The organism is Burkholderia sp. Bp8963, assembly GCF_003854275.1.
Classification (GTDB): domain Bacteria; phylum Pseudomonadota; class Gammaproteobacteria; order Burkholderiales; family Burkholderiaceae; genus Burkholderia.
In genome coordinates this window covers 26,374-38,752 of record NZ_QTQP01000063.1, presented here as the reverse complement: position 1 = coordinate 38,752, position 12,379 = coordinate 26,374, and the positions used below count along the sequence as shown (strand labels likewise).

10 protein-coding genes are annotated in these 12,379 nt (G+C 68.5%); 6 read left to right on the top strand and 4 right to left on the bottom strand.

Annotated features, from left to right (window positions below; genetic code table 11):
• Window positions 1–226 precede the first annotated feature (226 nt).
• Window positions 227–706 (top strand): SRPBCC domain-containing protein, encoded by a 480-nt coding sequence (locus DID96_RS32855; protein WP_124603369.1) that lies wholly within the window; start codon window positions 227–229, stop codon window positions 704–706.
• A gap of 31 nt (window positions 707–737) precedes the next feature.
• Here the strand turns inward: DID96_RS32855 and DID96_RS32850 are convergent, their stop codons facing one another.
• Genes DID96_RS32850 through DID96_RS32835 form a run of 4 tightly spaced genes read right to left on the bottom strand, consistent with a single transcriptional unit; the run spans window position 738 to window position 4,892 of the window.
• On the bottom strand, window positions 738–1,718 hold the full coding sequence (locus DID96_RS32850; protein ID WP_124603368.1) for an acetyltransferase: 981 nt from the start codon (window positions 1,716–1,718) through the stop codon (window positions 738–740).
• A gap of 18 nt (window positions 1,719–1,736) precedes the next feature.
• Window positions 1,737–2,528: an SDR family oxidoreductase gene (locus tag DID96_RS32845; RefSeq protein WP_124603367.1), complete on the bottom strand. Its 792-nt coding sequence runs from the start codon at window positions 2,526–2,528 to the stop codon at window positions 1,737–1,739.
• Between the two features lie 37 nt (window positions 2,529–2,565).
• A complete protein-coding gene (locus DID96_RS32840; RefSeq protein ID WP_124603366.1) occupies window positions 2,566–3,780 on the bottom strand; it encodes a sulfotransferase in 1,215 nt (404 codons plus the stop codon).
• Window positions 3,777–4,892 (bottom strand): DUF1214 domain-containing protein, encoded by a 1,116-nt coding sequence (locus DID96_RS32835; RefSeq protein ID WP_124603365.1) that lies wholly within the window; start codon window positions 4,890–4,892, stop codon window positions 3,777–3,779. The genes DID96_RS32840 and DID96_RS32835 overlap by 4 nt, the downstream gene beginning before the upstream one ends.
• 225 nt (window positions 4,893–5,117) lie before the next feature.
• Between DID96_RS32835 and cysD the strand changes: the two genes are divergently transcribed.
• The 5 genes from cysD to DID96_RS32805 all read left to right on the top strand — a co-directional run bounded on the left by cysD (window position 5,118) and on the right by DID96_RS32805 (window position 11,912).
• Window positions 5,118–6,014: a sulfate adenylyltransferase subunit CysD gene (gene cysD / locus DID96_RS32830; protein WP_124603364.1), complete on the top strand. Its 897-nt coding sequence runs from the start codon at window positions 5,118–5,120 to the stop codon at window positions 6,012–6,014.
• Window positions 6,014–7,915: a sulfate adenylyltransferase subunit CysN gene (gene cysN, locus DID96_RS32825; protein WP_124603363.1), complete on the top strand. Its 1,902-nt coding sequence runs from the start codon at window positions 6,014–6,016 to the stop codon at window positions 7,913–7,915. The genes cysD and cysN overlap by 1 nt, the downstream gene beginning before the upstream one ends.
• Before the next feature lie 98 nt (window positions 7,916–8,013).
• The gene (locus DID96_RS32820; protein ID WP_124603362.1) at window positions 8,014–9,204 is read left to right on the top strand and encodes a helix-turn-helix transcriptional regulator; all 1,191 of its coding nucleotides are present in this window, start codon (window positions 8,014–8,016) and stop codon (window positions 9,202–9,204) included.
• Window positions 9,205–9,508: 304 nt separating this feature from the next.
• Window positions 9,509–10,876: an MFS transporter gene (locus DID96_RS32810; RefSeq protein WP_124603361.1), complete on the top strand. Its 1,368-nt coding sequence runs from the start codon at window positions 9,509–9,511 to the stop codon at window positions 10,874–10,876.
• Window positions 10,863–11,912 (top strand): beta-propeller fold lactonase family protein, encoded by a 1,050-nt coding sequence (locus tag DID96_RS32805; protein WP_124603360.1) that lies wholly within the window; start codon window positions 10,863–10,865, stop codon window positions 11,910–11,912. The genes DID96_RS32810 and DID96_RS32805 overlap by 14 nt, the downstream gene beginning before the upstream one ends.
• Window positions 11,913–12,379 lie beyond the last annotated feature (467 nt).

The window sequence follows — 12,379 nt, the reverse complement described above, 5'->3', positions numbered from 1 at the left end:
CAACCAAGCGCTCATCGCGCTGGCACGGCGACGCTGCGACGTCCTGTTCGCCATGCTGCGCGACGGCACCATTTACCAACCCAAGTCAGCCCCTAACGCTTGACGAAAGACATAGGGGCACCCCCCCGTAGAACGCCTTAGTCCATTCCGACGATTTTTCACGGCCCACGACCGCCTACGCTCGACGCTACGGCCTCACCCGACCCACCCGACCTACCACGCCGCCATGACCAAAGCCGCCAATCTCGTCACCTCGATCACCGTCGACATCGCCGCCCCCGCATCGGTCGTCTGGGAAGTGCTGACCGACTTCCCGCGCTATGCAGAATGGAACACCTTCTGCGTCGGCCTCGAAACGACCGGCCGTCTCGGCGATCTGGTCTGCATGCAGGTCCGGATTCCGGACACCAGCGACGTGATCCCCGTCAACGAAACGCTCGTCGCGTTCGAGCCCGAACGCCTGCTGTCGTGGGAACAGCGCCCGACCGACGACAACAAGGACGCCGCGCGCCGCGACCAGTACATCGACGCCGACGGCCCCGAGCGCTGCCGCTATGTGACGACCGACCAGTTCCTCGGCGTCAACGCGGACACGATCATGCGCAACCACGGCGCGTGGGTGAAGCGCGGCTTCGACCAGTGCGCGCTCGACGTGAAGGCGCGCGCGGAAGCGCTGTACGCGGCGCGCAGCCTCAAGCGCGCGTGACAGCGAGTGCGGAATACCGCGCGGCGCGCTGTCAATCGATCCGGAACGCCGCCTCGAAACGCGCGGCGAACGCATCGAATTCCGCTTCCGCCAGATGGTTGATGCCGCCCGCACGCTTGCGGCCGCCGCCTGTCGCGAAGCCGCGGCAGAAATCGTCGGCGCCGAGCGGACGGCCATCGGGCACGCGCACGCTGACGACGAACCCGCCCGCCGCGCGCGGCGACAGCACCGCGAGCGCGGTGCCCGGCTGGCTGCGCATCCGCTCGTTCGCGAGCATCCCCGTCGCGCGCCGCGCCCACGCTTGATCAGGCATCCGGATCAACATCGCGCCCGGCACTTCGCGCAGCGGCGCCAGCGCGCAGGCGCGCGCCATGTCGTCGCGGTAACCGTCGCGCAGCGCGGCGAACACCGGCGTGCCGCGCACGAAGTCGAGCGGATCCGCGCACGGCAGCATCGCGTCGGCGAGCGCCGCCGGATCGAAATGCAGATCGCCGACGCAGTCGCCGTACGCGTTGTAGTTCAGGTAATGGCCGAGTTCCGCGAACGTGCGCGCGTCGGCCTTGCCGATTCCGTGCGCGCGAGCGAGCGCGTCGCCGAGCGCCGGCAGTTCGTCGCCGAACGCCGCGACGATCGCCCAGCGCACATGCCGGCCGTCGAGGTAGCGGTTCACGAGCGCGCTCGTGCAGACGTCCGCCGCCGTGTCGATATGCGCGAGAAATCGCGCGTCGCACGGCAGGTCGCCCGCGAAGTGATGATCGAAATAGCGAATCGCGACGCCGTCGCCGAGCAGCTTCGCGACCGCGTCGCGATTCTGGTCGTGCGACACGTCGAGCACGGTGATCCGGTCGCCCGCGCGCGCGTCGATGCGCGCGACGAGGCACACGTCGCGCTTCACGCCGGTGACGAGCGTGCCGCGCCCGCCCTCGGCGAGCCGCAGTTGCTGAAGCGCGCACAGGCCGTCCGCGTCGCCGTTGAATGCGAAGAAGTGCTGCCCGTCGTCGTTTGCCTGCATCGTCGGTGTCTCCATCGGTCAGGGCATGAAATCGCCGCCGTTCGCGTCGAGCGTCGCGCCCGTCACCGCGTTCGCGTAATCGGACGCGAGAAACAGCGCGGCACGCGCGCAGTCGTCGTCGGTCGGCAGGCGCGCCAGCGCGATGTTCGACGCAATCGGCGCGATGATCTGCTCGTCGGTCATGCCGCACTCGGCCGCGGCCTCGCGGAAATAGGTCTGGGTCGGCACGCCCCACATCCACCCCATGTGGATGCTGTTCGCGCGGATTCCGTGCTCGCCGAGTTCGCGCGCCAGGTATTTTGCCGCAACCGCGAGCGCGCCCTTCGACACAGCGTAGCCGGCTTCGCCTGCAAACGGCTTGCGGGTTGCCTGCGTGTTGATCATCACGATCGCGCCGCGCCGCTGCCGCTTCATCTGCGGCACGATTTCCTGCGTGAGCGTCATCGTGCCGAACACGTTGGTGTCGAACACTGCGCGCCAGCCGTCGAGGTCGGCGGCGTCGACCGGCTCCGGAAACGCGCCGTGCACGAACGCGCTGTTCACGAGCGCATCAATCCGGCCGAAGCGCGCGATCACCGCGTCCGCGAGCTGCCGGCACTGCGCGCGCTCGGTGATGTCGGTCACCTGTTTCAATACCTCGCAATCGACGCCAAGTTCGCGAATGCGCCGCTGCGCATCGTCGAGCTTCGCGGCCGTGCGCGCCGCGACGACGACGCCTCGCGCACCCTCGCGTGCGGCTTCGACCGCGAGCTTCACGCCGAGCCCGGGGCCGATACCGGAAATCACGACGATCTTGTCCTTCAGCAACATGGTTTGTCTCCTGATCGGGTTGGAACGCGCGGCGCGGTCAGTTGCCGGCCTGCAGGTGGCGTGCGCGATATGCGGCGAAATCGTGCGCGAGCTGCGCATCGGTGAAACCGAAACGCGCAATCGAATAGTCGTGCGCGGCGCGCTTGTCGCGACCGTTGCGCGCGAGCCAGCCCTGCATCGCCGCGCGCGCGCCGGCGTCCAGCGGCATCCCCGCGAAGCGGTACACAGCCTCGGCGACGCCGAGCGGGTTCGTCACGGTGTCCTCGAAACGCACGTCGAGGAACCGCTCCGCAGGCAGCGCGTCGCGCGCGGCCATCGCGGCGCCGATCGCACGCGCCATCCCCGCGTTCCATTGCGCACCGACGACGCGCGGGTCCGGATCGTCCGCGTACATCTGCCACAGCGTGTGCGCCATGCTTGCCATCGACGGAATCGTCTGCGCCGGATCGCGATGCGTGAGCACGACCTGCGCGCGCGGGAACACGCGGCACAGCACGTCGAGCGCATGCAGGTGCTGCGGCGTCTTCAGCAGCCAGCGCACGGCCGGCGCGACCGGCGCCGCCGACGAGACGCCGCGCCGCGCCTTCTGCCACTGCAGGAACTGCAGCATCCGCTTCAGATATGCATAGACGGGCGTGAGATCCTGCCGCGCGAGCCACGCGGTATAGCCGGGCACGTTCGCATACGAATCCATCGCGCAGACGAACGAGTGCTCCATCAGCATGAACTCCTCGTCGGCGAGCATCGCGTCGAGCGGATGGATCGACAGGATCTGCGGAATGCAGTCGATCATCTGCGCGACCTCGGCCTGCGCGCGCGCGATGCGCACGGTGGGCGCGTCGGGCGTCTCGCCGGCGAGCGGCGCCGGATAGCGGGTTTCCCACCACGCGGCCGAATGAAAGCGCGGGTCGACCGCGAGCATCCGCTGCAGCAGCGTGGTGCCCGTGCGCGGCAGGCCGACGATCACGAGCGGATCGTCGATCGCGATCGACTCGATCTCCGGATGGCGCCGGCAGTAGTCCTCGACGATCAGCCGGTTGACGAGCTGGCCGACGAGCTTCTCGCGCATCATGTCCGCACCGCGCGCGGACAGGTTCGCTTCGCGAATCAGCGATGCGCACAGCACGTCGAGCGCCTCGCGATACGGGCCGTCGCCGAACGCGGTCAGGCCGCCCGCGCGCGCGCTGGCTTGCGCGAGCAGGCCGCTGGCGTCGAGTTGCGTGCGGACGTGGTCGAGCGGGGAGTGGTTCATACGGCCTCCTTCAGCGTCGCGAGCTTGACCACGCGGGTGCGCGGATGCACGTGTTCCCGCGCGCCGACCCAGCGCCAGCAGATCGTGCCCGCCCGATGCCCGGCCGTGTCGAGCCAGTTCGCGCGGCCGGGATCGGGATTCGCGGCCGCGACGATCACCGTCACGCCGCCGCTGTAGTTCAGGCGCGCGCGGTGCTTGTTCACGCACACGTCGAAATGACGGTAGTCGAGCGACTCCATCCAGTAGTTGTTGAGCTGCACGTTCCAGAAGTCGCAGTCGGGCACGCGATCGACGTCGATCACGAGCGCCTCGTCGTCCGCCAGCGACCAGCACGAGTGGTAGTAGTAGATGTTCGGATCACCGCCGACCGACTGGCACAGCGCCTGGTCCGCGGGCGGCAGCGCATTCACGTGCGGCCGGTAGCTCGCGGCCCAGTCGGCGAACAGCCGCGCCGTGTGCTCGACGAACTGCGCGGCGCGCATCAGGCCGCCGTGCAGCGCGACGGGATCGAGCGGCGCGGGACGATCCTGCGCATCGACGCGTTCGATCTTCAGTTGCGCGGGCGTCTCGCCGCGCCGGTCGAGGAACGTCTGCCGCACGAGCAGCGCGTTCGTGCCGGGCTCCATGCGCAGCCAGTTGCCCGCGCGCGGCGTCTGGCTCAGCACGATCTCGAAGCTGCCGTCCGGCGCGGTCGCGAGTTGCTTCGCGTCGAGAAAGCCCGTCTGCAGCATCTTGCCGTCGGTCTCGTAGCCACCCTTCTGCGTGCCGAAGCTCAGGTACGCGACCGTGCCGCGCCGCCCGGTCACGCGATAGTCGCAGCGCCCGTCGACGCGTGCGTACTGGTACAGGTTGTCGGGATTGTCCGCGCCGATCTTCGCGGTTTCGTGCGATGGCGAGAAGAAGCCGGGCCACGCGCCGTCCGCGAATTCGACGTGCATCTCGAGCGCGATGCGCATCAGCCGGCTCAGGTAGCGGAACCCTTCCGCACGCGTGAGCGGATCGTCCGGCGCTTCGGCGCGCAGGATCTGCTGACCGCTGCGTTTCAGGGTGTCGCAGAAATCGGCCCAGGTCTGGCCCGATAGCAGTTGCGTCGAACGTGTGTCGTCCGTCATGTGTCGTCTCCGCCGATGGTCGAGCGCCCACATTAAGCGCCCGCACCGTCGGCCACTTCGTCCAGGTGGACTAAGGAAAGATCCGCTGCCCGAACACGGCTTGCACCCGGCATGCCTTAGTCCACCCGGACGAAGAGCCGCACCGGCGCTCGTCGCTACCTTTAGCGTCATGCACGAGCCGCCGCACACGTCGCGCGGCGCCGGCATGGAACAAGGAGACGAACGATGTTGACCCACTTGGAGCGGCTGGAGGCCGAGAGCATCCACATCATGCGCGAGGTGGTCGCGGAGAGCGACAACCCGGTGATGCTGTATTCGATCGGCAAGGACAGCTCGGTCATGCTGCATCTCGCGATGAAGGCGTTCTACCCCGCGAAGCCGCCCTTCCCGCTGCTGCATGTCGATACCACCTGGAAATTCCGCGAGATGATCGCGTTTCGCGACGCGACCGCCGAGCGGCTCGGCCTCGAACTGCGCGTGCACGTGAATCCCGAAGGCGTCGCGCAGCACATCAATCCGTTCACGCACGGCTCGGCGCTGCACACCGATGTGTGGAAGACCCAGGGTCTCAAGCAGGCGCTCGATCACTACGGTTTCGACGCCGCGTTCGGCGGCGCACGCCGCGACGAGGAAAAGTCGCGCGCGAAGGAACGCATCGTGTCGCTGCGTTCGGACCAGCACCGCTGGGATCCGAAGCGGCAGCGCCCGGAACTCTGGTCGCTGTACAACGCGCGCAAGCGCAACGGCGAAAGCCTGCGCGTGTTCCCGATCTCGAACTGGACCGAGCTCGACATCTGGCAGTACATCCGGCTGCACGACATCCCAATCGTGCCGCTCTACTTCGCGAAGGCGCGGCCCGTCGTCGAACGCGACGGCGCGCTGATCATGGTCGACGACGACCGGCTGCCGCTGCGCGAGCGCGAAATGCCGCAGATGCGCAAGGTGCGGTTCCGCACGCTCGGCTGCTATCCGCTGACGGGGGCGATCGACAGCAACGCCGAATCGCTCGACGACATCCTGCGCGAGATGCGCGACACGCGCACGTCGGAGCGCCAGGGGCGGCTGATCGACAGCGATTCGGCCGGATCGATGGAGAAGAAGAAGCAGGAGGGGTATTTCTGATGGAACACGCACTCACCGCACACGATGTGCACGATCGGCAAACGAAAGACCTGCTGCGCTTCATCACATGCGGCAGCGTCGACGACGGCAAGAGCACGCTGATCGGCCGCCTGCTCTACGAATCGAACCAGCTGTTCGACGATCAGCTGAGCCAGCTCGAAGCCGATTCGAAGAAGCTCGGCACGCAGGGCGGCGACCTCGACTTCGCGCTGCTCGTCGACGGGCTGTCGGCCGAGCGCGAGCAAGGGATCACGATCGACGTCGCCTATCGCTTCTTCGCGACCGGGCGGCGCAAGTTCATCGTCGCCGACACGCCCGGACACGAGCAGTACACGCGCAACATGATCACCGGCGCGTCGACCGCCGATCTCGCAGTCATCCTGATCGACGCGCGCAAGGGGGTGCTCACGCAGACCCGCCGGCACAGCCATCTCGTCGCGCTGATCGGCATCACGCGCGTCGTGCTCGCGATCAACAAGATGGATCTCGTCGACTACGACGGCGCGGTGTTCGAGCGCATCGACGCGGACTACCGCGCGTTCGCGGCCGAGCTCGGTCTGTCGGAGATCGTCAGCATTCCGCTGTCCGCGCTGCGCGGCGACAACGTGATCGTCCCGAGCACGCGGATGCCGTGGCACGACGGCCCGACGCTGATGCAACACCTCGACACGGTGGCGCTCGACGCGCGCGACGGCGTACACAAACTGCACAAGCAGCACGAGCCGTTCCGGCTGCCGGTCCAGTGGGTCAACCGTCCGCACCTGAACTTCCGCGGCTACGCGGGCAGCATCGCGTCGGGCGAGATCCGCGTCGGCGACCGCGTCCGCGTGCTGCCGTCCGGCAAGGAAAGCCGCGTCGCGTCGGTGATCACGCCTGCGGGCGAGGCCGACATCGCGCGCGCCGGCGAAGCGGTCACGCTGACGCTCGCCGACGAAATCGACATCAGCCGCGGCGACATGATCGCGCGCGCCGATGCGCCGCCCGAGGTCGCCGACCAGTTCGAGGCGACCGTCGTGTGGATGCACGACGCTCCGCTGCTGCCGGGCCGGCCGTATCTCGTCAAGCTCGGCGCACAGACGGTCGGCGCGACATGCGCGACGCCGAAGTACAAGATCGACGTGAACACGCGCGAGCATCTCGCCGCGCGCACGCTCGCGCTGAACGAGATCGGCGTGTGCAACCTGAGCTTCGACCGGCCGGTCGCGTTCGATCCGTACACGCAGAACCGCCACACGGGCGGCTTCATCGTGATCGACCGCTACACGAACGACACGGTCGGCGCCGGGATGCTGCACTTCGCGCTGCGCCGCGCACACAACGTGCACTGGCAGGCGGTCGACGTCGACCGGCACGCGCGCGCCGCGCAAAAGGGCCAGACACCGCGGATCGTCTGGCTGACCGGGCTGTCCGGCGCCGGCAAGTCGACGATCGCGAACCTCGTCGAGAAGCAGCTCCATGCGCTCGGCAAGCACACGTACCTGCTCGACGGCGACAACGTGCGGCACGGGCTGAACCGCGACCTCGGCTTTACCGAAGCCGACCGCGTCGAGAACATCCGGCGCGTCGCCGAAGTCGCGCGGCTGATGGTCGACGCGGGCCTGATCGCGCTCGTGTCGTTCATCTCGCCGTTCCGCGCCGAACGCGAGATGGCGCGCGCGCTCGTCGGGCCCGACGAATTCGTCGAGGTGTTCGTCGACACGCCGCTCGCGGTCGCCGAGGAGCGCGATCCGAAGGGGCTGTACAAAAAGGCCCGGCGCGGCGAGCTGAAGCAGTTCACCGGCATCGATTCGCCATACGAAGCACCCGAGCATCCGGAGCTGCGCGTGGACACGGTGGCCGAAACGCCGGAGGACGCGGCGGCACGCATCGTCGCGCACCTGCTGCGCGAACGCTCGGCTTGATCATCCGGCGCGGCCCTACTCCGTTCGGATGACGCGTGCCGCCGCCGGATCCGTATGCTCGACCGGGAAACCTCATTGCATTCCAGGAGATTGCGAGCATGCGGATCGCTGTTCCGTCCGGCGGCGGTGCCGTCGCCCACGACTCGTTCGACGACACGGCGTGGACGGCGCGCGACCTCGACGCGTGGCTCGGCCTCGTCTACCGGGGCCCGACCGAAGCGACGCCGTGGGCCGGATTTCTCGAAGCGATCCGCGCGCAGCTCGACGCGAGCTTCACGACGCTCGTGCTGCGCAATCCGGGCGGCACGCGGCGCGGCGTCATCATCAACGCGTCGGCACACGGCCCGCTGCTGCCCGGCGAGCCGTCGTACAGCGAGCAGTTCTATGCGCTCTGCCCGTTTCTCGACCAGCCGGCCGGCCAGGTGTTCACCGCCGACGCGCTGTTCGGCGAAGCGGCGTGGCGCACACATGACTTCTACCGGCAGTACCTGCAGCCGCTCGACCTGCGCTACATCCTCGGCGCGAACCTGCGCGGCGAGCACGGCGTCGAATGCGCGTTCTTCGTGAGCCGCGCGCACCGCGGCCGGGATTTCGACGCGGCCGAGCGCGCGCGGGTCGCGGTGCTGCTGCCGCACCTGCAGCGCGCGGTTGAACTGCACGCGGCGCTCGACGTGCTCGACGCGGAGCGCGCGCTGTACGCGGGCACGATCGACCGCCTCGACGTCGGCACCGCGATCCTCGACGACGACGGCCGCGTGATCAAGCGCAACTGCATCGCCGAGCGGCTGTTCGACCGGCAGGACGGGCTGTGCGTGCGCCAGGAACGCCTGCACGCGTCGTGTCCGCTCGACGAGCGCCGGCTGCAGAAGGCGATCCAGGCGGCGCTCGACCATTTCCGCGCGGGCGCGCTCGGCCGCATCGAAGTGACCACGCTGTCGCGTCCCGGCGGCGCGCAGCCGCTCAACGTGCTGCTGCGGCCGCTCGCGCCCTATCGCGGCGCCGAGGACCGGCGGCACCGGCCGGCGATCGCGGTGTTCGTCCGCGATCCGGCGTCGTCGCCGCAGACGTCGCGCGACATGCTGCACAAGCTGTTCCGCCTCACGCCGATGGAAACCGAGATCGCCCTGCTGCTCGTCGACGGCCTCACGCTCGACGAGGCCGCCGCGGCCGCCGGCATCACGAAGAACACCGCGCGCGCGCACCTGCGCGGGATCTTCGCGAAGACGGGCGCAACGCGCCAGGCGGTGCTGGTCAAGACGCTGCTCAACAGCGTCGTGTCGATGGCGTGACGCGGGCGGCGGGTGGCGGGCGGTTCGATGGCTCATCACGCGGCAGAACGGGCGGAACGGGCGGAACGGGCGAACCGGGACGATCGATCGCGCGGTCGATGCCGAGTCATCACACGTCATCAGACATCAACCCACTCAAACCAAGCCTGGCATCGTGCGCCATCCGCCTTAAAATAGCGTATTCCCGGGTAAACCCGTGACGTCACGACGGATCGCAGCGCGTAACATGTCATACGACGACATACTACATGACCGTAAAACTCGGGCGCCCGAACCGCCTGCCGCATCCCGACCGGAGACACCGTTGAACACGCCCTCGCCCGCCCTGGCCGGCCGCGACCCGCTCGCGTCCGCCGTCTCGAAAGTGAAATGGCACGTGCTGCCGCTCGTGCTGATCATGTTCATCGCGAACTACATCGACCGCGTGAACGTCGGCTTCGTCGACCGCCATCTCGAGGCGTCGATCGGAATCGGCGCGGCCGCCTACGGCCTCGGCGCCGGGCTGTTCTTCGTCGGCTACGCACTGTTCGAAGTGCCGTCGAACCTGCTGATGCAACGCTACGGCGCGCGCATCTGGCTCGCGCGCATCATGGCGACGTGGGGCATCGTCGCGGCCGCGATGGCGTTCGTGTGGAACGACACGTCGTTCTACGTGCTGCGCTTCCTGCTCGGCGCGGCCGAGGCCGGTTTCTTCCCCGGCGTCGTGCTGTACCTGACGCAATGGCTGCCGCCGCAGGAACGCGGCAAGGCGATGGCGATCTTTCTCGGCGGCTCGGCGTTCGCGTCGGTGCTGTCGGGGCCCGTCACGGGCGCGCTGCTGTCGATCCACGGCTTCGGCCTGCGAGGCTGGCAATGGATGTTCGTGATCGAGGGGCTGTTCTCGGTCGCGCTGTGCGGCGCGAGCTGGCTGCTGCTGAAGTCGCACATCCGCGACGCGACGTGGCTCACGCCGGACGAGCGCAGCGCGCTCGAAACCGCGCTCGACGACGAACGGGCGAAGCGCGACGTGCGTTCGCGCGTGCACGTGCCGCAACTCGCGCTGCTGAAGGATCCGCAGATCATGCTGTTCTGCTTCTTGTATTTCGCGATCCAGCTGACGATCTACGCGGCGACCTTCTGGCTGCCGACGATCATCCGCAAGATGGGCGGCCTCACCGATTTCCAGGTCGGACTCTACAACACGATCCCGTGGATGATCGCGATCGGCGCGATGTACGGCTTCGCGGTGCTGTCCGCGCGATGGAAGCACCCGCAGCGCTGGCTCGCGTTCGCGCTGGTGCTCGCCGCGTGCGGACTGTTCGCGTCGACGTCGCACGATCCGGTCTGGTCGTTCGCGTCGATCTGCTTCGCCGCGCTCGGTTTCAAGGCCGCGTCGTCGCTGTTCTGGCCGATCCCGCAGGGCTATCTCGACACGCGCGTCGCCGCGGCGGGAATCGCGCTGATCAACTCGATCGGCAACCTCGGCGGCTTCGTCGCGCCGACGGCATTCGGCTATCTGAAGCAACATACGGGTTCGATCACGGGCGGCCTGTACGCGCTCGCGGTCGCGTCCCTCGTCGCCGCAGTCGCCGCGCTGTTCGCCCGCACGCACCGGCGCAGCGATCCGCCGCGCGGCCTGCCGGCCGACGAGTCCTTCACGCGTGCCTCGATGCTCCGTCATGCCGAACACTGATCGCTTCACCGTCATCGTCTCGAACGCCGTCGACGGCACCGTCGCGACCTATGCGCTCGACGCCGGCGGTGCGCTCGCGCCGCTTGGCGTTTATCCCGCCGGCGATGTCGTGATGCCGCTCGCACGCACGGCCGACCGCACGCGGCTCTATGCGGCGACGCGCGGCGAGCGCCCCGCGATCGTCGCATTCGACATCGAACCGGGCACCGGCGCGCTCGCGCGCGGCGCGTGCGCCGCGATCGACGCGAGCCTCGCGTACCTGACGCTCGCCGGCGATGGCCGCTGGCTCCTCGGCGCGTCGTATGGCGGGCATTCGCTGAGCGTCTACGATGCCGCGCGCGTGCGCGCCGGCGATGGCGTGCCGCTGCAGGTGATCGGCGGCATTCCCAATGCGCATGCGGTAATCGTGTCGCCGGACGACCGTTACGCGTATGTCAGCTCGCTCGGCTCCGATCGCATCTTCTGCTTCGCGCTCGTCAACGACATGCGCGGCATCCGTGCAATCGAGCATGGCGAAGCGCGCGTCGGGCGCGGCTTCGGGCCGCGCCACCTGCGGCTGTCGCGCGACGGTCGCATGCTCGTCGCGGTCAGCGAGTTCGAGGCGAAGCTCGCGGTGTTCGAACGCGATCCCGACAGCGGCCGGCTCGGCGACGCGCGCGTCACCGCGCGCCCCGCGGCGCTCGCACAGCTCGCGCCGGGCCATGCGCGCCCGCCCGCGCCGGCCGAACCGGCAGTCTGGGCCGCCGACCTGCACCTTAGCCCGGACGAACGCTACGCGTATGTGTCCGAGCGCACGACGAGCCAGCTCGTCTGCTTTCGCCGCAACGCGGACGGCACGTTCGATCCCGTGCACGCGACGGCCACCGAGACGCAGCCGCGCGGCTTCGCGATCGATCCGTCCGGACGGTTTCTCGTCGCGTGCGGCGAGCAATCGGAACAGTTGTCGGTCTATGCGATCGCGCCTGACGACGGCACGCTGTCGCCATGCGCGCGCGCGGTCGGCGGGCGTGGCGCGAACTGGATCGAGATCGTGTAGCGCGCGCACCCACCTCCGCGCTCAGCGGCCCTCGCACGCGGCACGGCGCGCCGCGGCCAGGCCGACTTGTAACAGAAACCGTAACCAGCGGTAATCCTTTCGCGTTCACGCGATACCTGAAGCTCGTCGCGCAGGGCACCGGCACCGCGCGGCGACGCGCATACGCCCGCCTATTCGTCTGCCCTTACGCGTTGTTACGCGGTACACATCTCGTTACCTTTGCTCAAACGCGGCTCGGTTAAAGTCGGGCTCCAATTAATTTAAATCATCAGATTTAAATATCAATTGGCCTGATCAATAATTACCTTGCTCTCTCCATCGTGCCGGCGCGCGCCGAGCGCACGCGGCGGCGGAGAGTTGGCGGCGTCCAGAACCGCCCCCCGTTCGGCCTTGCCGGTACCCTGGCAGACCGGTCGAACGTCGTTTGCTGATCCCCTCGATGATGGCTCCGGACACATGCGGGCGCG